This is a genomic window from Roseomonas sp. CAU 1739, assembly GCF_039839775.1.
GTDB lineage: Bacteria > Pseudomonadota > Alphaproteobacteria > Acetobacterales > Acetobacteraceae > Neoroseomonas.
The window spans coordinates 187,819-208,868 of sequence record NZ_JBDOQQ010000002.1 but is presented as its reverse complement, the minus strand read 5'-3'; the positions used below and the strand labels follow the sequence as shown (position 1 = coordinate 208,868).

The following is a 21,050-nucleotide window of genomic DNA, read 5'->3' as shown; positions in this document are numbered from 1 at the left end:
GTTTGCCGGCGATGAGGAGGACTAGAATGCGCAAGATTTTGCTGGGGACGACCGCTGTTGTCGGCGCCGCCCTGCTGGCGCCGGGGGCTTTCGCCCAGACGACGCGTGGCGGTGGTGGGGCCGTCGGCCAGGGCGTTCCGACGCCCGCGCCGGCTGGCGCTGTTGGCGTTGCCCCGACCCCGTTGAACGTCGGCCCCGCGGCCCCGTCCACGCAGGTGACGGCCGCGCCGACGCCGGCGATGGCCGGTGCCGGTGGTCTGTCGATCCGCCTGGGCGGCTACTTCGCCTGGACGATGGCAGCGGTGCAGGACGACTGGGACCGCGCGCGCAGCCGCAACGGTGCCGCCGGCCAGGGCCCGAACGCCGCAGCGCGTTCGCGCTATGACCAGCGCAACGACGCCGAGCTGAACGTCTTCGTCGACGGCCGCACCTCGAACGGCATCACCTACGGCGCCGTGTTCGAATTCCAGATGGACAACGTCGTCGTCACCACGGGTGACGGCACGACGGTGTCCTTCGACGAACTGTACGGCTACCTCGGCTTCGACGGCCTCGGCACCTTCCGCTTCGGTCAGGAAGACAGCGCCGCCTCGCTGCTGCAGGTTCGCGCTCCGGCCTCCCAGGCCCTCGGCGGCGACGCCGAGTGGGACGAGTTCATCGTCCAGACCGGTCTGGCCGACACCGCCCCGTACATCATGTCGGGCATCAACGACGGCAACGACGCGACGAAGATCATCTACCTGTCGCCGCAGTTCGCCGGCTTTGACTTCGGCCTGTCCTACGCTTCGAACGCTGGCGAGGGCGAGCGCACGAACAACGAAGGCAGCCTGACCGCCTCGCAGCGCGACCGCCTCGGCATCGAGAACGAAATGTCGGCGGCCGTCCGCTACCGCGGCACCTTCGGCCCGGTGGGCGTGATCGCCGGCCTCGGCGGCATGTGGGGCAGCTCCGGCTCGCAGAACGGCGCTGGTCAGCCGCTCGGCTCGGTCGCTCTCCCGCGCGCGCAGTCGATCTACGCCTACACCGGCGGCCTCGTGCTGACCGGCTACGGCTTCTCGATCGGTGGTGAATACACCTGGGGCCAGTATCGTGGCGCCTCGGTTGGCCGCACCGCTGTCAACCCGGGTGTGGATGGCTCGCAGCATTGGCTGCTCGGCGCCACCTACACGATGGGCCCGCTGGTGTTCGGTGCGGTCTACGGTCAGGGCACGCAGGGCAACGGTGCGCAGCTGGTCAGCGGCGTCGCCGGTGGCACGGGCGCCCGGTCGCCGGTGTTCCGCGACCTCGCCGACCGCACCCAGACCCTCTGGGGCGTGGGCGTCGCCTACAACCTGGCTCCGGGCCTGGTGCTCTTCGGGATGTACAACAACATCAACGACGAGAACGTGCCGACTGTGCAGCCGACCAATGCTCGCTACGGCGGCTCGGGCACGACCCTTGCCTCCTTCAACGGCAGCAACACGCGCACGATCAACATCGGCATCGTGGGCATCCGCCTGGCCTTCTGATCCATCGGATCGGAAGCAACGGGGGCGGCAGGGGAAACCCTGCCGCCCTTCGCTTTTTGCGGGGGCCGCTTCAAGTCCCCGCAGAAGGTCACCAACGAAGGAACTGCCGATGGCGGCCAACCTCGATCTCCGCCAATGCATCGCGCTGCACCAGGACGGTCAGTTGGATGAGGCGATCCGCTGCTATCGCCGTGTCTTGCCACAGGACCATGGCGACGCGCAGGTGAACCGGCTGCTCGGCCTCGCCTTGTTCGCCAAGGGCGATGCCGCCGAGGCCCTGAAGCACGTCCAGGCCGCGGTCGCGCGCGTTACGAACGATCCAACGCTGCTCAACGACCTGGGCAATGTGCTGCGCGCCCTCGGCCGCCGGCCCGAAGCGGTGCAGGCCTTCCGCCGCGCCATCGGGGCCGATCCCGGCTTCGCCTTCGCCCATTTCAACCTGGCCGATGCCTTGCTCGAGATGGGCCACCATGCGGAGGCGATGGAAGCCTATCGCACGATCCTGATCCGCCGGTTCGCGGGCATCGACGCCGACTTCCACAACAACCTCGGCACCTGCCTGATGGCGCTGGACCGCGTGGAGGAGGCCTTCACCGCCTTCCGCGCTGCCCTGGCGGCCGATCCTGCGCATGCCGCGGCCGCGGCGCATGCCGGCGCGGTACTGCAACGGCTCGGTCGCAACCGCGAGTCCATCGAGTTCCTGCGCCACACGGCGCGCACCCACGGCGCCACGCTGCAGTTGCTGACCACGTTGGGCCAGGGATTGCTCAACTTGACCGACTACGCTCCGGCGCTTGAGATCTTCGATGAGGTCCTGCGCCTCCAGCCGGAGCTCGAACGCGGGTTGACCGGCCGCGGCCTGGCCCTGAGCGGCCTCCGCCGCGATGCGGACGCCGTGGCAGTGCTCGATCGCGCGGTTGCCCTCTACCCCGCCTCGCGCTCGGTGCAATTGATCAGCGGCAATATCCGTTTGGCGGGCAAGGATACCGAAGGGGCGATCGCAGCCTTTGCGCGCGCCGCAGCCCTGCCGCCGGGACGCATCCCCGATGCCGCCCAGGCCATGCTTCTGTTCAACCGGATGCGGCTATGTGACTGGTCGGATTTCGCGCCGACGCGCCGCGCCGTCCTGGCCGGCGCCACCGATGGCAGCCTGCGCCTGCCGCCATTCGAGGCGTTGTGCATCGCCGACGATCCTGGCCTTCACCTGCACTGTGCCAGCCTGCATGCGCGGGAGAACCAGCGCGCGCGCCGCACCGCGCTGCCCGCGCGCACCGATGGCGGCCCGATCCGCATCGGCTATGTCAGCGGGGAGCTGCGCGAACATGCGGTTGGCCACCTGATGGCCCGGCTGCTGGAGTTGCACGATCGCTCGGCCTTTGAAGTGCATGCCATCTCGCTCGGCCGACTGACCGGGGATGCGGTGCAGGCACGGCTTCGCGCGGCCGTGGACGGCTTCCACGACATCTCGACGATGCCGGATGAAACCGCTGTCGCGCATGTGCGCGGCCTTGGCCTCGACATCGCGATCGACCTGAACGGCTATACTGGGGATTCCCGCACAGTGCTGTTCGCCCAGGGCATCGCGCCGGTCCAGGCGGTCTTCCTCGGCTATCCCGGCACCATGGGCGCGCCTTTCATGGATTACGTGCTGGCCGACGCCGTCACGGTGCCCGACGGCGCCGACCGCTTCTACGCCGAGAAGGTGGTCCGCCTGCCCGGCTGCTTCATGCCCACCGACGACCAGCGGGAGATCACCATCGCCGGGCTGACCCGCGCGCAGTTCGGCCTGCCCGAGGACGCCGTCGTCTTCTGCTGCTTCAACAACACCCACAAGATCCTGCCCGAGGCGTTCGACGGCATGATGCGCATCCTTGCCGCCACGCCCGGCTCGGTGCTGTGGCTGCGTGAGGAGAGCGCGGTGGCCACCAGCAACCTGCGCGATGCCGCCGCGGCCCGCGGCATCGACCCGGCGCGGCTGGTGATGGCCCTGCGGGTGGACCATGCCGACCATCTCGGCCGGCATGCCCTGGCGGACCTGTTCCTCGATACCCTGCCGTACAATGCGCACACCACGGCCTGCGATGCGCTGGGTGCCGGGCTGCCCGTGCTCACGCGGATCGGCGAGGCCTTCGCCGGGCGGGTCGCCGCCAGCCTGCTGCATGCGGTGGGCCTGCCCGACCTGGTGGTGGACAGCGACGCCGCGTTCGAGGCGCGTGCCATCGCGCTGGCCAAGGATGCGGCAGCCCGCGCTGATCTGCGTGCCAGGCTGGCCGCCGGGCTCGCCGAGGGCCGGCTGTTCGACACGCCTCGCTACGCGCGCGGGCTGGAGGACGCCCTGCGCACCATGCGGGACCGGAACCGGTCCGGCAGCGCGCCGGTCGCCTTCGCGGCGGCCGATCCGCAGGCGCTGTGAAGCGTTTCAGCAGCCTTGCCTTTTCAGTGACACCGTTCAGGGGCTACAAGACGCCCCAATGACCCGAGCCGCCCCCCCCTGGCGCCGCCCCGCGGCCCTCATCTGCGCTCTTGGCATCGCCTCGCTGGCGGGTGCCTGCGGCGATTCCAACGAAGTCCGCAATGTCGGCCGGGATGAATACACGTCCCAATCCGGCCGTGACCGCGTGCGCGGGCGCCTGACCGGGCAGGACGACGGCATCGTGCTGTTCGGCACCTCCCGGTCCGGCTCCGGCGGTTCTGGGTCGGCCGATGCCGGGTCCCCGGGCGGCGGCGCCGGCCTGGGCGTCAATGCGTATCTGTGGCGGGCGACGCTCGACACGCTGGCCTTCATGCCGCTGGCCTCGGCCGATCCGTTCGGCGGCGTGATCATCACCGACTGGTATTCGCCCCCCGGCACGACGACCGAACGCTTCAAGGCGACGGCCTATGTCATGGGGCGCCAGCTGCGTTCGGATGGCATCCGCGTGTCGGTGTTCCGCCAGGTCCGCCAGGGCAACAACTGGCTGGATGCGCTGGTGACACCGGCGACCTCGGCGGAACTGGAAGACCGGGTGCTGGCCCGCGCACGGGAATTGCGCAGCCAATCCACCGCGGGGCGATAGAGCCCCTTTCAACCGCGCCCAGCAGCGCGGCGTTCGCCGATGAATTGGGGGGCCAGGCCCCTACCGGGCCTGACGCGCATACGGGTACCCGCTCAGGCGCTGCGCCGCATCGCCTCGCCGGCCAGCCGGGCCCTCAGCCTGTCCAGCGCCGCTTTGTCGCGCAGCAGCGGAAAGCAGACCGCGGCGGTGTAGCGTGGGCGCGGCTGATGCGGCGAAAAGTCGCGGAACAGCGCGGTGACCGGGTGGTTGTCGAACTGATCGCGGTTGCCGTCGTCGTAATAGGATTCCGCAGGCGCGCCTTCGGCCCAGACAATGCCATGCGCCGGCAGTTCAAGGTGCCAGTACAAGGCCTCGGGCCGCCAATCCTCCTGGACGATGGTGGTGCCGTTCGCCAGCAGCCCGGCGGGCACCAGCCTGCCGTCCAGCAGCAGCGCGTGTTCCGGCGAGACGCGCAGGTCGCGCACCGGGCGCCCGCCGCCGAGTGCCCCGGCGCGCACCAGGATCGGTGCGACGCGTGACGGGTCCGGATGCCCGGCGATACGCGTGCGGGTCCGGCCGACCCAGAGCAGCCCCTGCGGCACGTCGCGCCCCGGGCCGGTCAGCACCAGGTCGCCGGCGCGCAGGCTCTCGACCGGCACCTCGCCCATGGGTGTCGCGATCAGCGTGCCGGCGAGGAAGCAGGCGACCTCGAAATCATACAGGGTCAGCGTGTCCTACGCCCCCTGGGTTCGATAGACCAGCCAGTCGTTGATGCCGTCGCGGCCCAGCGGATGGCCGCGCCCGATCCGTTCGTATGTATAGGTCTCGGGCTTGTCGATCTGCGCGACGTCGTGGCCCATCCCGCCATAGACGGTGTCGTTGCCTTGGCCGTCGCCCCAGCTGATCGTGTCGTGACCGCCGATCTGTGGGGCGGGCCCGTTGAGCGTGTCGTCGAACATCACCCCATCAAGGATGATGCTGTCCGCCCCATCCGGCCCGCCAAGCGCATCGCCGCCGTTCACGCTGTCGCTGCCATCGCCGGTCAGGATGGTGTCCGCGCCGGTGCCGCCGAGGATCGTGTCGGTGTAGTCCGGGCCGCCATTGATGTAGTCGTTCCCGGCGCCACCAAACCCGAGGTCCTGCCCGGCATCCAGGGCGATGTTGTCATCCCCGTCGCCGCCGAGGATGGTGTCGTCGCCGTCGCCGCCCATGAGGTCGTCGCCGCCGGCACCGCCGATGATCGAATCATTCCCACCGCCGCCGATCATCCGGTCGGGGTCGGTGCCGCCGTCGGAATCCCGGCCGTCCAGCGTGTCGTTGCCGTCATCGCCGAAGACAAGGTCGAGCCCGGTGCCGCCGACCAGGCTGTCGTCATCCGCGCCGCCGTCGATCGTGTCGTCGCCGGGCCCGCCGAGGACCGTGTCGTTCCCTGCGCCGCCGAAGATCGAGGCGGCACCGGCCGTCGTGTCGGCATAGGCATCATCGCCGCCACCCAGTGTCGTACCGGACATGATGGCGCCCTATCGCGAGAGGCTGGCTGCGACGGCGCGCGGATGCGCACCGCACCGAAGCGCGGACGGATATGGTCTGGTCACCCGGCATTCCTCCGAAACTGCATATTTTTCGGAAAGTTAATGAAACGGCTGGGTGTCGGCAACAGGGTCAGCGGGTGCGTGGGGCAGGGGCAGGCCTGACACTGGAACCCGCCGCGCCCGGCATCGGCCAGGTGCTACGCAAAGTTCCGCCCGGGTGGAGTCACCCGGGCGGCGCATGCTTTTCGAACAGTGGCCTGGAGCGGTTGCGCGAGCGCCGTCGATCGCGCAAGCCGCTCCGGACCTTCAGGCGGTCTGGCGGACCGCCAGGGCGACCGCTTCGGCCCGCGCGGCAACGCGGGCGCGGATGCGATCCAGCCCCGGCCCATCCTGCAGCAGCGGATAGCAGGTGTTCGCCGCGTAGCGCCCATTGTGGCGCTCGCTCTCGAAGTCCTTGAACAGCGTGGTGATGCCGTAGTTGTCGAAGTGCTTGCGGTTGCCGTCGTCGAAGTAGCTTTCGGTCACCGCGCCTTCCGACACCAGCAGGCCATGCGCCGGCAGTTCCACATGCCAGTAGGTCACCTCGGGGCACCACAGTTCCTGGATGATGGAGCTGCCGTTCACCAGGTGCTTCGCCGGTACCAGATGGCCGTCGACGAAGATCGAATGGTCTGGCGAAATCCGAAGGTCGCGGAACGGAACGCCATCCGCCAGTGCGCCGGCCTTGATCAGGATCGGGGCGACTTTCGCACGGTCCTGATGGCGGGCCACATTGGCGCGGGTGTGGCCGAGCCAGACCACCGGCTGCAACGGCGCGCCGCCATGGGCCGCGACCACAAGGTCACCGACGCGCAGATCCTCGACCGCGACCTCGCCGCGCGCGGTGGCGATGCGGGTGCCGGAGGCGAAGCAGATGGCGCCGGCGTAGAAGTTCACGGACTCGAAGCTGTTCAGGTAGATCGGCGCCGCGCCCGGGACGGTGCTGGTCCAGATCTCGAAGGTGGCAGAAACGGTGCCGCCGCCACTGGTCGGGTAGTTGACGATCGTGTCATTGCCGCTGACGTGGCTATAGCCGATAGGCAAATAGGCGACGTCACCTTGGCCGGTGCCGCCGACCATGACGTCATTTTGCCCGGCATAGGCCGTATCACTGCCGCCGCCGCCAATGATGTAATCCCGTTGCAGATCCTCGAAGGCTTCCCCCGTGGTCGGGTCCCAGTAGCCGCCGAAGAGTGAATCGTCCTGCTGATCGCCGTAGATGGTGTCGGAGCCAGCGCCGCCGACGATGGTGTCCTTCTGCTGGCCGCCGACGATGATGTCATTGCCGCCGGCGCCATAGAGGCCGAAGCCGCCATTCGGCGAGATGATCGTGTCGTCGAAATTGGAACCGACGAAGCCTTCGACATTGGTGATCGTATCGCCGGCCGCTGCGCCGCCGAGCTGGATGTTGCTCGCGCCCTGCACCGTGATGCCAACCGGCCCTGTCGCATCCACATAAGAGACGAGGTCGCCGGTGCCGGTGCCGCCGTCGATGTGGTCCAATCCGGCGCCCGGCAGGATGGTATCGTTGCCTGCGCCGCCAACCAGGCTGTCATTGCCGTCGCCGCCGACCAGGCTGTCATTGCCGTTGTTGCCGACCAGCGTGTCGTTGCCGGCGAGGCCGGCGGCCGTGTCGTTGCCGGCAGACCCGGCGAAGCTGTCATTGCCGCTCGTAGCGCCGGGGCCGGGGGTCCAGGTTCCAGACATCGTGGTCTCCTAGGGGGAATTGGGTCCAGGCCGCTTGGCCGGGAAAGGGTTGGGAACAAGCGTCATCGCCCCGGGCATCGCCGACGGGGGAGGAATGGTCGGTGCGAGCAGCGCCGCGGCCATTGGCCTGCGATGCGCGACGCCCGTCAGTTCGTGGTGGTGTGGTCTGTGACTTCGGCCTCGGCCGCCCTTGGCGGCCGGGCGCTTGGCACCGCCCGGTCGGCGGGTGGCCGGCCGGCGCGTCCGCGCTCGACTGCCGGTCCGTATGGTGGCCGGGTGTGTCGAGGTGGTGGCCGGGTCCGCCGCCACGGCGAGGTCCGACGTCAATGTCGGCGCAAAGGCCGCATCCGGCATGAGGGCGAAGGTGCTGGCCGCGCGGGCGGAACCGTGCGGCCCGTTTCCTGGCGCGGTCGCGGCAGCGCACAGAAGGCCTCTACGGCCCTCTATCGATCCCCGCAAATGCTGCGCGACCAGGATCACGCCCACGTCCATCCGCTTTCGACACCACGTTGCTCACAATCTGTTTACCGATTCACGAGATTGAGAGCAACGAAATTGAGAGCGATCAGCATCGGGGGATCCATGTTCTCTTTTTGCAACGGAGGAATTCCAGGGCGCATATGCGGCGTCGTTCCTCCCTTCGCTCAGGCAGGTAGCTCTATCTCGCCGATCCGACAGCGCGCGCGGGCCCTGTGAGTCTAGGTGCGGCTGCCGACCCCGGCTCGTCCGCGCCGGCGCAGCATGCCGAGCACCTCGCGCACATTGAAGGCCCGCAGCACCATGCCGGCCCCGAGATAGGCCGCCGCGCCCGCACCGATTAGCATGGCGGCCTGCATCGCTCGCGCAGCGGATCCTTCCGCGGGCGGCAGCAGCAGCGCCACACCGCCCACCACCGCCCCCATCACCAGGCTCGCTACCAGGATGCGTGGTACGCGCCGGCGTGACCGGCGATCCGGCACGAAGTGCCCCCGCCGCGCCAGCATCCAGGCCAGCAGCCCGGCATTCACCCAGGCTGCGCAGGCCGTCGCCAGCGCGATGCCGACATGCGCCAGCCAGCTCATGAACAGCAGGTTCAGCGCCAGGTTCAGCGCCACCGTGACGATACCGATCCGGACCGGCGTCGCGGTGTCGCCGCGCGCGAAAAAGCCCGGGGCGAAGACCTTCACCAGCACGAAGGCCGGCAGGCCGAAGGCATAGGCGACCAGCGCCGTGGCACTGGCGTGGGCCGCCTCGGCCCCGAAGGCGCCACGCTGGAACAGGGCGGCGACGATCGGCCCGGCCGCTGCCGCCAGTCCCACCGCGGATGGCAGGGTCAGCAGCAGCGCCAGTTCCGTGCCGCGGTTCATCGACCGATGCGCCGACAGGGTCTGGCCCGCCCGCAACTGCCGCGACAGCAGCGGCAGCATGGCGGTGCCGAGCGCGGCGCCCACCACCCCAAGCGGCAATTGCGCCACCCGGTCCGCGTAATACAGGAACGACACCGCCCCGGAGGGCAGCAGCGAGGCGATCACCACATCCACAGCAAGGTTGATCTGCGTGACCCCGGCGCCGAGCAGCCCCGGGCCCATGCGGCGCAGCACCTGCATCACTGCGGGGGTGATCGCCGGCGGACGCAACAGATTCAACGCCATGCCGGCCTGCCGCGCCGCCAGCCACACCATCGCCAACTGGACGAAGCCGGAAGCCAGCACACCCCAGGCAAGCGCATGGCCGGGCGTGGCCACATATGGCGCCAGCCCCACCAGGGCCGCCATCAGCAGCAGGTTGAAGAACACCGGCGCCGCCGCCGCCGCCGCGAACCGGTCAAGCCCGTTCAAGACCCCCGAGACCAACGCCGTCAGGCAGATCAGCGGCAGGTAGCCCATGGTGATGCGCGTCAGTTCGACGGCGAGTTCGAATTTTTCGGGCTCTGCCCGGAAGCCGGGGGCGAGCACCACCAGCACCTGCGGCATGAACACCAGGCCAAGCATCGTCAGCAGCCCGAGCCACAGGCCGAGCAGCGCGCCCATGCGTTCCGCCAGGTCCTGCGCGGCGGCGCGGCCGTCCTTCACCAGCGTTCCGGCGAAGCCGGGCACGAAGGCGGCGTTGAAGGCGCCCTCGCCGAACAGGCGGCGGAACAGGTTGGGCAGTTTCAGTGCGACGAAGAAGGCATCTGCCACCGGCCCCGCGCCCAACCGCGCCGCGACGAGCATGTCGCGCGCAAAGCCGAGGATGCGGCTGGCCATGGTCCAGCCGCCGACGGTAAGGACAGATCGCAGCATGGCGCATGCTGTGCCTGCCCTGATGGTGCAGCGCAAGGCGTCCGGGCGCGGTGGACGTCGTTGCTGCACGCCCTGGGTGCTGGCGCCGCGCAGCGGGATGGCGCAAACTCGCGCTTTCGTGCTTTTGGGAGACTGCAGCCAAATGCCGGGGATCGCGCGCCGCGCCGTATTGGCCAGCGCCCTCACCCTGCCCGTGACCACGAGGGCAGGCCGCGCCGCATGGGTGCCGGCCGGCGCCGTCACGATGATCGTGCCCTTCGCCGCGGGCGGTACGAATGACGATGTCATGCGTGCCCTGGCTGCCGGCATGTCGGCACGGCTCGGCCAGCCGGTCGATATCCACAACAAGGCCAGCGCGGCCGGGGTTCGCGCCATCGCCGCGCTGGCCAATGCGCGGCCGGATGGGCGATTGCTGGCGCAGCTGCCGGTCCAGGTCATCCGCTCCGCGTTGCTGGGCAACATCGCCTTCGATGTCACGCGTGACACCACGCCCATCCTGGGCGTCGCCGGCAGCGCCTATGGCAGCATCGCCAAGACGGGTCGTTTCCCCGATGGCTGGGCCGGCTTCATCCGCGAAGCGCGGGAGAAGCCCGGGACACTGTCCTATGGCTCCTCGGGAATGAATTCCACCGCCCACCTGACCATGGCGCGACTGTTGCTGCGCGAGCATGTCCAGGTGGTCCACGTCCCCTTCCGCGGTGCCATGCACGGCGCGCGGGCGCTCGCCGCGGGCGATATCGACGTGCTGGCCGGCACCATTCGCATCGGCGAGGCCGTGACCGCCGGCGAGGCAGCCTGGCTGAATGTCTGGAGCGCGCAGCGCCTGCGTCGCTGGCCGGACGTGCCCACCCTGCGCGAACTCGGCTACCGGCTGGTGGTGACGACACCCTTCGGCATCGTCGGCCCGCCCGCCTTGCCGGCCGAGATCAGCGACACCATCCGCGCGGCCGTGCTGGCCACCATGCAGACCGAGGATTTCCGCAGCTTGCTCGAACGGCTCGACATGACCGAGGACTATCGCGACAGCGCCACCTATGGCGCGTTCCTGGCGGAATCCGCCCGCATGGAGGAGATGCTGATCGGCCGGCTGGGCCTGCAGCCATGACGCCGCCGGACGTTCCGGCGCTTGAACGGGCAACGCTGACCACCGTGCCGGCGCCGCGCACGGGCTTCGATGGCCCTTTCGTCGTGCGGGCCTTCGCGGGCGGCACCGGCCGCGCCAATGCCGCCTCCTCCCTCGATCCATCGGTGGATCCGGAATTGCCGGCGCGGATCGCCCGCATCGAGGCGCGCTATGTCGCACTCGGCCTGCCGGTGCGCTTCCGTTCCACGCCGCTCGATCCGCCCGGCCTGGTCGAACACCTCGCGGCACGCGGCTATGTGCCGAAGGATGAGACCGCGATCCTGCTCGCCCCCATCGCCACCATCGCCGCGCCCGATCCGGCGGCGGAGGCGCGCCCAGCGCCCGATGCCGACTGGATGGCGGTGACGGCGACCGCCGAGCATCAAAGCCCGAAGCGTCGCCTGGAAAAGGAAGGCTCGCCGCCGCTGCTGACAGTGCCCGGCGCCTGGATCACCTTGCGCGAGGATGGTGCGGCCGCGGCGGTCGCCTCGGTCGTCGTGGCCGGTGCCGTGGCGGGGTATTTCGACCTGGCCGTGCGGCCGGAATTCCGCCGGCGGGGGCTTGCCGCCCGTGCCGTCCGGGCCGCCGCCCATTGGGCAAGCAGCCAGGGCGCGTCGTGGCTGTACTGCCAGGTGGCGGCGACGAATGGTGCCTCGCTCGCGCTCAATGCGGCGCTCGGGCTGCGCGAAACCTATCGCTACACCTATTGGGTGCGGCCGCAGGATGGGGTGGCTTCGCTGGCCTTCGGCTGACGGTGACCTTGCGCGCCACAGGCTGAAGCGGCTTTCTACGCCCATGCGACTGCTCACCGGACATGCTCGTCTCGCCGGCGTCCTCGGCTGGCCCGTTTCCCATTCCCGCTCCCCGCGGCTGCACGGCTATTGGCTGGAAACCCTGGGGGTCGATGGGGCCTACCTGCCCTTGCCGGTGCATCCCGGGGGCTTCGCCGATGCCGTGCGGGCGCTGGCGGCGCTGGGCTTCCGTGGCGCCAATGTCACTATCCCGCACAAGCAGGCCGCCTTCGAGGTTTGCGACGTGGTAGACGCCACCGCCCGGCGTGCCGGCGCGGTGAATACGCTGGTGTTCCGCGATGGGCGGATCGAAGGATCGAACACCGACGGCTTCGGCTTCCTCGAGACGGTGCGGGATCAGGCGCCGGGCTGGCAGCCAGCCGATGGCCCGGCGGTGCTGCTCGGCGCCGGTGGTGCGGCGCGGGCCATCGCGGCGGCCCTGCTCGATGCGGGCTGTCCGCTGGTGACGCTGGTGAACCGTTCGCGCGGCCGCGCCGAAGCCCTGGCGCAGGATCTCGGCGGGCCGATCGCCGTCGCCGATGCGCCACCCATGGCCGATGCGGCGCTGCTGGTGAACACCACCTCGCTCGGCATGCAGGGGCATCCGCCGCTGGCCATCGACCTCGCGCCTCTGCCGGCCGAGGCGGTGGTGGCGGACATCGTCTATGTCCCGCTCGAGACGCCGTTGCTGGCCGCGGCGCGGGCGCGCGGGCTGCGCGCGGTGGATGGGCTCGGCATGCTGCTGCACCAGGCGCGGCCCGGTTTCGAGGCATGGTTCGGCCTCGCTCCGCATGTCGATGAGGCGCTGCGGGCCTTGGTTGCCGCGGATATCCCGCATCGATGATCGTGCTCGGCCTGACAGGCAGCATCGGGATGGGCAAGTCGACGGCCACCATCACCTTCCGGCGGCTCGGCATACCCGTATTCGACGCGGATGCGGCGGTGCACCGGCTGCAGGGCCATGGTGGGCGGGCCGTCAGGCCGATCGGCATCGCCTTCCCCGGCAGCGTGGTGGATGGCCGGGTCGATCGGGAGGCTTTGCGCCGCGCCGTGCTGGGCGATCCCACGGCGCTGAAGCGACTGGAACGCATTATCCATCCGCTGGTACGTGATGAGGAACGACGCTTCCTGGCCCGTGCCCGCCGTGATGGCCGCCGCGTGGCGGTGCTGGACGTTCCCCTGTTGCTCGAGACCGGTGGGCAGGATCGGGTGGACCAGGTGGTCGTGGTCTCCGCCCCCGCTACGATCCAGGCCGTTCGGGTTCTGCGCCGGCCGGGCATGACGGCTGAACGCCTGGCGTCCATCCGGGCACGGCAGATGCCTGATGCGGAGAAGCGGCGGCGCGCCGATCATGTCGTGCCCACCGGCCTGAGCCGCCGCGTCGCCCAGGCGGCGATCCTCCGGCTGGTGCGGCGACTGTTGGCGTAGATCGCGTATAGTCGCCGCCATGCGCCAGATCGTGTTGGATACCGAAACCACCGGCCTTGACCCGTTGCAGGGCGATCGCGTCATCGAAATCGCCGCCGTCGAACTGGTGAACCTGTTGCCGACCGGTGCATCCTTCCACCGGCTGGTGGACCCGGAACGCGATATCCCGGCTGAAGCAACGCGGGTGCACGGCTTCACCAATGGCGACCTGGCGGGCAAGCCGAAATTCGCCGAGGTCGCGGCTGACATGCTCGACTTCCTGGGCGACGCCCCGATCGTCGCGCACAACGCGCCATTCGATTTCGGCTTCCTGGATGCCGAGTTGCTGCGTTGCGGCAGGTCGAAGCTTGACCGGAGCCGGATGATCGACAGCCTGGTGCTGGCAAAGCAACGCTATCCCGGCATGCCGAACAGCCTCGACGCACTGTGTCGGCGGCTTGGCGTCGATAATTCGATGCGCTCCTCGCATAATGCCGTGCTCGACTGCACGTTGCTCGCCCAGGTCTATCTGGAATTGATGGGCGGCAAGCAGCCGGGCTTCGAACTGGCAGCGGCATTGGCCGGCCGGGGTCCCGCGCTGGCGACGATCGAGGCGGTGGCATGGACACCACGCCCGATCACCGTGCCGCAGGACCGCGACGCGGCGCACGCAGCCTTCGTCGCTGGCAAGATCAAGGATGCGCTCTGGTTGAAGCCTCCCTTCGCGGTGCCCGGGGTCGAATGATGCGGATCCTGCTCGGCATCGTCCTTGGTTTCATCCTCGGATGGGTCGGCACCAGCGCGGCGGCGCTCGCCTATGGCGAGTTGGCACATGTCAGCCAGGCCGAAGGAGGCTTCGCCATGGGAGCGATCTTCCTGATGGGACCGGCTGGCGGGATCGTGCGGGCAGTGGTGGGAGGAATTCTCGGCGCGCGGTGGCGGCGGCGTGTTGCCGGCTGAGGCGCTGCCGAATTACGCCCGGCGCTGATCTTCGGGACGTGGGAAGTCGTGTCGAAGGTGGAGTGCTGGCAGGGCGTTGCCTGCCCGCTGAGCGTCGTCACCAAAGGTTCGATGTTTTTGAAAACGGTCACTTCGGCGTTTTGCCGGAAGCCGAAATGAAGGCCGGTTTCCTATCATCCTGCCGCCGACCCACGAGCCAGGACCCCGAAACGGGCTCGCCGCCGGCGCGAAGACGCGATTTCCAACCGCGCGCCGGCAACTCGGACGGCTACGACCAGGCAGGCCCAAAGCCTTCTCCAGCATTTCACGACGAAGCACATGGCCTGCGAAGCTAGGTCGCCAGCACTCCGTGCTGCCGCAGGAAGCCCAACAGGGGCAGCAACGGGACGCCCAGGATCGCCGCGTGCTCGCCTTCCACCTTGCTGAACAACTGAACGCCCGGGCCTTCTATCCGATACGCACCCACCGACTGCGTTACATGCGCCGCCTCGGCCTCCAGATAGGCATCGACGAAGGCGTCCGATACATCCCGCATGGTGAGCCGAGGCACGGCGACGTGTTGCCAGATGCGCTGGCCGTGACGGTGGCAGACGATCGCCGTCACCAGCTGATGCGTATGGCCGCGCAATGCCTGGAGATGCTGTCGTGCCGCCACAACGTCGGCCGGTTTGTCGAACCAGCGCTCGCCGCAGACCAGCAACTGGTCGCAACCGATCACCAGGGCATCGGGATTGCGCCGCGCGACGCGTTCAGCCTTGGCGTCGGCTAGCATCAGGGCCGCATCCGGCGCGGGAATGCCCTCAGCCTGGGCCGACTCCTTGATGGCGCCTTCATCCACCGCCGCGGCGATAGCCTCGAACCGCAGGCCGGCAGCTTCCAGCACGGCCCGCCGGGCGGTCGAGGCCGAAGCCAGCACGAGACGCGGTTGTTCCGCCTGCAACGCCCTCATATGGACGCGTTGGAAGAACCGAGCACCGAGGCGGCCGGGTCCTCGGGTGCCTGCAGGGTCGCCGCATCCTTGCGACGGGCGTGCCAGGATTCCATGAGCTGGAGGATGGTGGCGGCGGTTTCCTCGATGCTGCGCCGGGTCACGTCGATCACCGGCCACCCGCGGGACGTGCAAAGACGCCGGGCGGCAACGATCTCCGCCTTGACCGCTTCGGGGTCGATATAGTCGGTCGCATCCTGCCGCACGCCCGAGGCGCCGATGATCTTCAGCCGGTGCCGTCGAATGTCGATCAGCGCATTCATGTCGATATGCAGCCCGATCACCGGGCAGGGCGGTTCCTCAAGTGCCGTGGGCAAGGCGGCGCCGGGCACCAGGGGCACGTTGGCCGCCTTGATGCCCCGATTGGCCAGGTAGAAGCAGGTCGGCGTCTTCGACGACCGCGACACGCCGACAAGGACGACATCGGCATTGCGAATGCCCTGCGTGCCCTGGCCGTCATCGTGGGACAGCACGTAGTGCATGGCGTCGATACGACGAAAATAGTCGGCGTCCATGACATGTTGCGCCGCGCGCTTTTCCTTGGCCCGCGCGCCGATCGTCCCTTGCAGCAGGTCCATGACCGGGTCGAGCGGCGACACGCAGGTCACGCCGAGCCGGCCGCAAGCTTCCTCGAGGGCCAGGCGAAGACTGGAATCGACCAGGGTATAGAGCACCGGCCCCGGCTCATGCTCGATGCCTTCCAGCACGCGGTCGAGCTGAAGGCGCGAGCGCACGAGCGACCATCGATGGTGGATGACGTGATGATCGTCGAACCGCGCCAGGGTGGCCCGGGCGATCGAGTTCAGCGTCTCGCCGGTCGAATCCGAGACAAGATGGAGGTTGATCTGACGGTTCTGCATCGCGGGGAGGATAGCGTGAATCACTGTGGATGACGGGGATGGAATCAGCGCTTTCGCGAGGTGACCGGGACAAGTCGGGTGGCACCGCCACAATGGCGGATCACCGTATGGAATCACGTGCCGCGTGTGCCGCCTGCGGACAAGCGGCGAAGATCCCGTTGCCCCAAGGCAGCGATCGCATCGGGACCTGTGGGCCAGGCTGTGGATGGATGGCGGAGAGGCTGCGTCCCCGTCATCCACAGGCCCTACTACTCTCACAGCCTATCTAAGAATCCTTATTTCTTGTTTAAGGGAGAGGCATGGAACGCACCGTCCCGCCGATATCGGCCAAGCCTCTTCTGCGTGCCCTCGGCGGTGAAGCCGTCTGGCCGCCGCCCGCATGGCTGATGCGGCAGGCCGGCCGGTACCTGCCCGAATACCGCGAGGTCCGCGCGCGCGCGGGCGACTTCATCAGCCTGTGCACGACGCCGGAACTCGCGGCGGAAGTCACGTTGCAGCCGATCCGCCGCTACGACATGGAAGGCGCGATCCTGTTTTCCGACATCCTGATGGTGCCCTGGGCCCTCGGGCAACCGTTGCGCTTCGCGGAAGGCGAGGGGCCGCTGCTCGAGCCGCTGCGCGGAGCCGAGGCGATCGCGGCGCTCGACCCGGCCGATCTCGTGGCCCGTGTCGCACCGATCCTGGAGACGGTGACGCGGGTGCGGGAGGGTCTCGCGGCCGAAGCGCCGCGGACGACGCTGATCGGCTTCGCCGGCGGTTGCTTCACCGTCGCCTGCTATATGCTGGAAGGGCGGGGCAGCAAGGAGTTCCCCGTGGCGCGCGGCCTTGCCTATGCGGATCCGGCGCTGTTCGGGCGGCTGATCCGGACCTTGCAGGATGCCACGGTGGAATACCTGGTCGCCCAGGTCGAAGCTGGGGCCGAGGCCCTGATGCTGTTCGATTCGTGGGCGGGGATGCTGTCGCCGGGTCAGTTCCGCCGCTGGGTGATCGAACCGACGGCGGCCATCACACGCACCTTGCGCCGGCGTTGCCCGGGCATCCCGTTGATCGGGTTTCCACGCCTCGCCGGACCGCTTTTGGCGGACTACGCGGCACGGGCGGGGGTGGATGCCACTGCCTTCGACACATCGATGGACCCTCGCTGGGCCGCGCAGGCCGTGCCGCCGACCATGGCGTTGCAGGGCAACCTTGATCCCCTGGCCCTGGTCACCGGTGGGGCTGCGCTGGAAGCCGAGGCGAGGTCCATCCTCGCGGCGATGCGTGGTCGGCCCTACATCTTCAACCTGGGGCACGGCATCGTGCCGCAGACACCACCCGAACACGTCACGGCGCTAATGCGGATCCTGCGATCGGCGTGACGGGCGCGCAGCGGCATTCGCGGCGCCTTGAAGCCTTCACGGTGGACATGCCGACGACGACCAGTTGCCTTCGGCCGGTGCTGTGCAGGCAGGGATGTCACCGGGAGGTGGCTCATGGCGTCGCGGAACCCTGTCGTCACTGTCGTTGAAGGCCCAGTCCATCGCTGGCGGCATGATCGGTGCCGATGGTGGCCTGGTTCCCTCCTACAGCAGCCCACGCATGACCAGCATGGTCCCAAGGCCGGCCAACAAAGCCGGCAATAGCCGACGGCGATCCGTCAGGCAGATCACCATGCCCACCGCCAGACCAGCCAGGCGAGCGTTGAGCGGAATCTCGGCCAAGGCGCCGTTCGGCGCGACGATAGCCAGGGTGACGAAGGCTGCGAGCGTTGCCTGCGCTACCGCCGTTGCCCAGGCAATCAGCGGGTGATCCGTCGACAGCCCGCCAGCCAGCAGCACACCGGCCAGACGCAGCCCGAGACAGGCCAGGGCCGTCACCAGCAGGGCAAGGTCAGCGGGCGGCACGGCGGCGCCCCAGCAGGAAGGCGGCGGAGCCACCCAGCAGCCCAGCGGCGAGCAAGGCCATAGCGGCGGGCAGGAGCACTGCCAGCCCTGCTGCGGCCGCGCCGCACAGCACGGCACGCCGCGGCGCTGGCTTGTCGAGATCGGCCGTCAACAGCAGCGCATAGTAGAGCGGATTGACGAAGAGCAGCGCCGCACGAGCCTCGGGGCCAAGCGCACCGCCGATGTAGAAGCCCGACAGCGCCGCGGAGCCTGCGACCAGCCAGGAGGTCAAGCCGAAGCCGACGAACCAGCCGATGCGCAAGCTGCGCTCGATGGCCGGCAGGGAACGCATGGCGGCTGCCCAGGGCGTGATGGCGATGAAGGGCACGGCCGGCAGCAGGCGTCGGCGCTGGCCGGTGGCCAGAACTGGCGCGAGGGAAACGGCCATGGGCAGGAAGCGTGCATTGACCGCGACTGCACCCATAACGGCGGCGCCCAGGCCGCCGGACCAACCTGTCGCGGCTGCCTGCACCAGAACCAGCTGCCCAGGCATGCCGTAGATGCCCCAGCACGCGAGCAACGCCCATCCTGGCGACAAACCGGCCTCCTGCACCGCCGCACCGAAAGCGAGAAAGGTGGCTGCCATCGCGACGCCGGCGGCGCCGAGGGCTTCACGAAGGCCGGGAAGGAGAGCGGAGGACACGGCCAGCATGGTGGGGGTATCGAGGCCGCTCGGGAACCAGCCCTGGAGCCGTCAGGGTGGCGAAGGCGTCCTGGCGGCCATGTCCCTGCCGCCGGGCGTCGTCCCGAAGGCGGCGCGGAAGGCGGCGCCGAAGGCCGGGGCACTGGCATAGCCGACGGCCTGAGCGGCTCGCGCCGGTGTGGCGCCGGTTGCGAGGAGGGCCGCCGCCTCGGCAAGTCGCAAAGCCTGGCGCCAACGGACGAAGCCCATGCCGGTCTCCGCCTGGAACAGACGGCGAAGCGTGCGCGGGCTGGCACCCGAGTGGATGGCCCAGTCATCCAGCGTCAAAGGACTGGCTGGATCGGCGGCAAGGGCAGCGGCCAGCCGGACCAGGCGTGCGTCCCTTGGTTGGGGCACCGCGATGGGAAGGCGCGGGGCACGGCGGATTTCCTCAAGCATCAGGGCGGCGAGATGGCCGCCTCGACCATGCTCGTCCCATTCGAGAGGTTCTGCGCAGGCGGCGAGAATCAGCTCATGCAGCAGCGACGATACGGACAGCGCGGCTGGGTGCGGCGGCAGGTCCTGCGCTGCATCGGCGCGCAGGAACAATGCCCGCATGGCGAGGCCCCGTGGCATCGCCACCGCATGGGGCAAGGTCGCCGGCAACCATAGCGCGCGGCCGGGCGGGACGGTGTAGCGCTCGGCATCGGTGGTCACGCGCATGATCCCCTCGGTCGCGTAGAGCAACTGTGCGCGGTCATGGCTGTGGCGGGGGACGGCATCGCCTTCCGGGTAGTCGCGCGCGAAGGCGGCGAGGGGCCGGTCGACGCGATCCTGCGGCAGGTTGCGTCGCGGTGCCGCGACTTGGCCGTCTGCAGACAGAATTTGGCCTGACGTTGCCATATGGCCGAAGGTAACCTTGGCCCATGCCAGGGGGAAGCCCGGCGAGAGGAAAAGCCATGACACCGGCGCAGCGCCAGGTGGTGTTCATCAACGCCGCCCATACCTTCACGCATTACTGCCTGTTGATCCTTGCCACGGCGGTGCTTGCGATGGTCACCCAGGATCGTGCGATGTTCGGCGGAGATTTCGGACCGGTTCTCACACTCGGTACGGCGATGTTCGTCACCTATGGCCTCGGCGCGCTGCCGATGGGCTGGCTGGCGGCCAAGTTCGGCCGGCGCGCCATGATGACGGCCTTCTTTCTGGGCACAGGATTTTTCATGGCCTTGGCGGGCTTCATGAACAGTCCGGCGGGGATCGGCATCGCGCTGGGGCTGATGGGTTGCTTCGCCGCCGTCTATCACCCGATCGGTACGGCAGTGCTGGTGGAAGCGGCGGGCGAGAAGGTCGGCCGCGCCATGGGCATCAACGGGGTCTTCGGCAATTTCGGGGTGGCGACGGCGCCGATCGTGACCGCCTTCGTGGCGGCGTCGCTCGGCTGGCGCTGGGCCTTCATACTGCCGGGTATCGTCTGCTTCGCGGCCGGGCTGTTGTATGTGCGCGAGCCGGAGTTCGACGCAGTGAAGGCCGGTGGTGGAGCGCGGCCGTTTCCGGAGATCCCGAGGGCCGTCGTTCGACGGGCCGTCGTCATCCTGCTTGCGATCGCCGCTGTCTCGGGGCTGGTGTTCAACGCCTATACGCTGCTGATCCCCAAGTTGATGCAGGAAAGGCTGGCGAACAGCCCCGACCTGCTGCCGGTGGTGGGGCTGCTGGCCTTCCTGGCGACGATCTGCGGCGGCGCGACCCAATTCACGGTCGGCCGCATGATCGACAAGCGCACGTTGAAGACGGTGTTCCTGCCCTTGGGCATTGCCGTCGTGCCGGGCCTGCTGGCCCTGTCATTCCTCGATGGCTGGCTGGTGTTGCCGGTTGCCGGGCTGGTGGCAGCCTGCGTGTTCGGCCAGGTGACCGTGAACGAGACCATGACGGCGCGCTATGTCGCGCCGGAACTGCGGGCCAAGCTGTATTCCATCCGCTTCACGATCGGCTTCATGGGTGCGGCCGTGGCGTCGCCACTGGTGGGTTACCTGCATGAGGCAACAGGGTCGCTCGCCGTTGCCATGATGGTGCTGGCGGGGGTGGCGGTGATCACGCTGATCTGCGCGTTCGCCTTTCCGGACCGGCCGGAGGAGCTGAAGCCGGAATTGTGGGCGCGGGCGCCCGAATTCGAACGGGAGCGCGGAGCCGTGCCACAGCCGGCGGAGTAACGCCGGCTTTCCTTCCCGAGGGCAGGTGGGCTGAGCGCTCCGAATTCCGCCCGCCCTGGTGACCGATCAAAGGAGGAGGGGGTTC

20 protein-coding genes are annotated in these 21,050 nt (G+C 69.0%); 11 read left to right on the top strand and 9 right to left on the bottom strand.

Features of this window, described 5'->3' with window-relative positions; genetic code table 11:
* Nucleotides 1-26 precede the first annotated feature (26 nt).
* The 3 genes from AAFN86_RS04560 to AAFN86_RS04550 all read left to right on the top strand — a co-directional run bounded on the left by AAFN86_RS04560 (nucleotide 27) and on the right by AAFN86_RS04550 (nucleotide 4,564).
* Nucleotides 27-1,508 (top strand): porin, encoded by a 1,482-nt coding sequence (locus tag AAFN86_RS04560; RefSeq protein ID WP_347542036.1) that lies wholly within the window; start codon nucleotides 27-29, stop codon nucleotides 1,506-1,508.
* Between the two features lie 109 nt (nucleotides 1,509-1,617).
* Nucleotides 1,618-3,921: a tetratricopeptide repeat protein gene (locus AAFN86_RS04555; RefSeq protein WP_347542035.1), complete on the top strand. Its 2,304-nt coding sequence runs from the start codon at nucleotides 1,618-1,620 to the stop codon at nucleotides 3,919-3,921.
* A 58-nt stretch (nucleotides 3,922-3,979) separates the two neighbouring features.
* On the top strand, nucleotides 3,980-4,564 hold the full coding sequence (locus AAFN86_RS04550) for a DUF3576 domain-containing protein (protein WP_347542034.1): 585 nt from the start codon (nucleotides 3,980-3,982) through the stop codon (nucleotides 4,562-4,564).
* A gap of 92 nt (nucleotides 4,565-4,656) precedes the next feature.
* On the opposite strand, the gene AAFN86_RS04545 is transcribed toward AAFN86_RS04550, so the two are convergent.
* The 4 genes from AAFN86_RS04545 to murJ all read right to left on the bottom strand — a co-directional run bounded on the left by AAFN86_RS04545 (nucleotide 4,657) and on the right by murJ (nucleotide 10,082).
* Nucleotides 4,657-5,265 (bottom strand): Hint domain-containing protein, encoded by a 609-nt coding sequence (locus tag AAFN86_RS04545; protein WP_347542391.1) that lies wholly within the window; start codon nucleotides 5,263-5,265, stop codon nucleotides 4,657-4,659.
* A gap of 12 nt (nucleotides 5,266-5,277) precedes the next feature.
* Complete coding sequence (locus AAFN86_RS04540; RefSeq protein ID WP_347542033.1) at nucleotides 5,278-6,054, bottom strand: calcium-binding protein; 777 nt, start codon at nucleotides 6,052-6,054, stop codon at nucleotides 5,278-5,280.
* Nucleotides 6,055-6,381: 327 nt separating this feature from the next.
* On the bottom strand, nucleotides 6,382-7,821 hold the full coding sequence (locus tag AAFN86_RS04535; RefSeq protein WP_347542032.1) for a Hint domain-containing protein: 1,440 nt from the start codon (nucleotides 7,819-7,821) through the stop codon (nucleotides 6,382-6,384).
* 698 nt (nucleotides 7,822-8,519) lie between these two features.
* Nucleotides 8,520-10,082, bottom strand: coding sequence for a murein biosynthesis integral membrane protein MurJ (murJ, locus tag AAFN86_RS04530; RefSeq protein WP_347542031.1), 1,563 nt, complete (start codon nucleotides 10,080-10,082; stop codon nucleotides 8,520-8,522).
* 142 nt (nucleotides 10,083-10,224) lie between these two features.
* Here murJ and AAFN86_RS04525 point away from each other — a divergent pair, with 142 nt between their 5' ends.
* Genes AAFN86_RS04525 through AAFN86_RS04500 form a run of 6 tightly spaced genes read left to right on the top strand, consistent with a single transcriptional unit; the run spans nucleotide 10,225 to nucleotide 14,363 of the window.
* A complete protein-coding gene (locus tag AAFN86_RS04525; RefSeq protein ID WP_347542030.1) occupies nucleotides 10,225-11,187 on the top strand; it encodes a tripartite tricarboxylate transporter substrate binding protein in 963 nt (320 codons plus the stop codon).
* On the top strand, nucleotides 11,184-11,957 hold the full coding sequence (locus tag AAFN86_RS04520) for a GNAT family N-acetyltransferase (RefSeq protein WP_347542029.1): 774 nt from the start codon (nucleotides 11,184-11,186) through the stop codon (nucleotides 11,955-11,957). The genes AAFN86_RS04525 and AAFN86_RS04520 overlap by 4 nt, the downstream gene beginning before the upstream one ends.
* A 49-nt stretch (nucleotides 11,958-12,006) precedes the next feature.
* Nucleotides 12,007-12,840 (top strand): shikimate dehydrogenase, encoded by an 834-nt coding sequence (locus AAFN86_RS04515; protein WP_347542390.1) that lies wholly within the window; start codon nucleotides 12,007-12,009, stop codon nucleotides 12,838-12,840.
* On the top strand, nucleotides 12,837-13,424 hold the full coding sequence (gene coaE, locus AAFN86_RS04510) for a dephospho-CoA kinase (protein WP_347542028.1): 588 nt from the start codon (nucleotides 12,837-12,839) through the stop codon (nucleotides 13,422-13,424). The genes AAFN86_RS04515 and coaE overlap by 4 nt, the downstream gene beginning before the upstream one ends.
* 19 nt (nucleotides 13,425-13,443) lie before the next feature.
* Nucleotides 13,444-14,148 (top strand): DNA polymerase III subunit epsilon, encoded by a 705-nt coding sequence (dnaQ, locus tag AAFN86_RS04505; RefSeq protein WP_347542027.1) that lies wholly within the window; start codon nucleotides 13,444-13,446, stop codon nucleotides 14,146-14,148.
* Complete coding sequence (locus tag AAFN86_RS04500; RefSeq protein ID WP_347542026.1) at nucleotides 14,145-14,363, top strand: hypothetical protein; 219 nt, start codon at nucleotides 14,145-14,147, stop codon at nucleotides 14,361-14,363. Before dnaQ ends, AAFN86_RS04500 begins: the two co-directional genes overlap by 4 nt.
* A 331-nt stretch (nucleotides 14,364-14,694) precedes the next feature.
* On the opposite strand, the gene AAFN86_RS04495 is transcribed toward AAFN86_RS04500, so the two are convergent.
* Nucleotides 14,695-15,279, bottom strand: coding sequence for a Maf family protein (locus tag AAFN86_RS04495; RefSeq protein WP_347542025.1), 585 nt, complete (start codon nucleotides 15,277-15,279; stop codon nucleotides 14,695-14,697).
* A 29-nt stretch (nucleotides 15,280-15,308) separates the two neighbouring features.
* Entirely contained in the window at nucleotides 15,309-16,211 is a 903-nt protein-coding gene (locus AAFN86_RS04490; RefSeq protein ID WP_347542389.1) for a pyruvate, water dikinase regulatory protein, read from the bottom strand.
* Between the two features lie 299 nt (nucleotides 16,212-16,510).
* On the opposite strand from AAFN86_RS04490, the gene hemE reads away from it, so the two are divergent.
* The gene (gene hemE / locus AAFN86_RS04485; RefSeq protein WP_347542024.1) at nucleotides 16,511-17,569 is read left to right on the top strand and encodes a uroporphyrinogen decarboxylase; all 1,059 of its coding nucleotides are present in this window, start codon (nucleotides 16,511-16,513) and stop codon (nucleotides 17,567-17,569) included.
* Between the two features lie 204 nt (nucleotides 17,570-17,773).
* Here hemE and AAFN86_RS04480 read toward each other — a convergent pair whose 3' ends face one another.
* Genes AAFN86_RS04480 through AAFN86_RS04470 form a run of 3 tightly spaced genes read right to left on the bottom strand, consistent with a single transcriptional unit; the run spans nucleotide 17,774 to nucleotide 19,658 of the window.
* Complete coding sequence (locus AAFN86_RS04480) at nucleotides 17,774-18,094, bottom strand: AzlD domain-containing protein (RefSeq protein WP_347542023.1); 321 nt, start codon at nucleotides 18,092-18,094, stop codon at nucleotides 17,774-17,776.
* The gene (locus AAFN86_RS04475) at nucleotides 18,081-18,785 is read right to left on the bottom strand and encodes an AzlC family ABC transporter permease (RefSeq protein ID WP_347542022.1); all 705 of its coding nucleotides are present in this window, start codon (nucleotides 18,783-18,785) and stop codon (nucleotides 18,081-18,083) included. Before AAFN86_RS04475 ends, AAFN86_RS04480 begins: the two co-directional genes overlap by 14 nt.
* A 42-nt stretch (nucleotides 18,786-18,827) precedes the next feature.
* Nucleotides 18,828-19,658 (bottom strand): helix-turn-helix domain-containing protein, encoded by an 831-nt coding sequence (locus AAFN86_RS04470; protein ID WP_347542021.1) that lies wholly within the window; start codon nucleotides 19,656-19,658, stop codon nucleotides 18,828-18,830.
* A 56-nt stretch (nucleotides 19,659-19,714) separates the two neighbouring features.
* Here AAFN86_RS04470 and AAFN86_RS04465 point away from each other — a divergent pair, with 56 nt between their 5' ends.
* Nucleotides 19,715-20,965, top strand: a complete 1,251-nt coding sequence (locus AAFN86_RS04465) for an MFS transporter (RefSeq protein WP_347542020.1) — start codon at nucleotides 19,715-19,717, stop codon at nucleotides 20,963-20,965.
* Nucleotides 20,966-21,050 lie beyond the last annotated feature (85 nt).

What these genes read in the sequence shown, in the direction of transcription:
- AAFN86_RS04560 (WP_347542036.1), top strand. Translation starts at nt 27, where the DNA reads ATGCGCAAGATTTTGCTGGGGACGACCGCTGTTGTCGGCGCCGCCCTG.
- AAFN86_RS04555 (WP_347542035.1), top strand. Translation starts at nt 1,618, where the DNA reads ATGGCGGCCAACCTCGATCTCCGCCAATGCATCGCGCTGCACCAGGAC.
- AAFN86_RS04550 (WP_347542034.1), top strand. Translation starts at nt 3,980, where the DNA reads ATGACCCGAGCCGCCCCCCCCTGGCGCCGCCCCGCGGCCCTCATCTGC.
- AAFN86_RS04540 (WP_347542033.1), bottom strand. Translation starts at nt 6,054, where the DNA reads ATGTCCGGTACGACACTGGGTGGCGGCGATGATGCCTATGCCGACACG.
- AAFN86_RS04535 (WP_347542032.1), bottom strand. Translation starts at nt 7,821, where the DNA reads ATGTCTGGAACCTGGACCCCCGGCCCCGGCGCTACGAGCGGCAATGAC.
- murJ (WP_347542031.1), bottom strand. Translation starts at nt 10,082, where the DNA reads ATGCTGCGATCTGTCCTTACCGTCGGCGGCTGGACCATGGCCAGCCGC.
- AAFN86_RS04525 (WP_347542030.1), top strand. Translation starts at nt 10,225, where the DNA reads ATGCCGGGGATCGCGCGCCGCGCCGTATTGGCCAGCGCCCTCACCCTG.
- AAFN86_RS04520 (WP_347542029.1), top strand. Translation starts at nt 11,184, where the DNA reads ATGACGCCGCCGGACGTTCCGGCGCTTGAACGGGCAACGCTGACCACC.
- coaE (WP_347542028.1), top strand. Translation starts at nt 12,837, where the DNA reads ATGATCGTGCTCGGCCTGACAGGCAGCATCGGGATGGGCAAGTCGACG.
- dnaQ (WP_347542027.1), top strand. Translation starts at nt 13,444, where the DNA reads ATGCGCCAGATCGTGTTGGATACCGAAACCACCGGCCTTGACCCGTTG.
- AAFN86_RS04500 (WP_347542026.1), top strand. Translation starts at nt 14,145, where the DNA reads ATGATGCGGATCCTGCTCGGCATCGTCCTTGGTTTCATCCTCGGATGG.
- AAFN86_RS04490 (WP_347542389.1), bottom strand. Translation starts at nt 16,211, where the DNA reads ATGCAGAACCGTCAGATCAACCTCCATCTTGTCTCGGATTCGACCGGC.
- hemE (WP_347542024.1), top strand. Translation starts at nt 16,511, where the DNA reads ATGGAACGCACCGTCCCGCCGATATCGGCCAAGCCTCTTCTGCGTGCC.
- AAFN86_RS04475 (WP_347542022.1), bottom strand. Translation starts at nt 18,785, where the DNA reads ATGCTGGCCGTGTCCTCCGCTCTCCTTCCCGGCCTTCGTGAAGCCCTC.
- AAFN86_RS04470 (WP_347542021.1), bottom strand. Translation starts at nt 19,658, where the DNA reads ATGGCAACGTCAGGCCAAATTCTGTCTGCAGACGGCCAAGTCGCGGCA.
- AAFN86_RS04465 (WP_347542020.1), top strand. Translation starts at nt 19,715, where the DNA reads ATGACACCGGCGCAGCGCCAGGTGGTGTTCATCAACGCCGCCCATACC.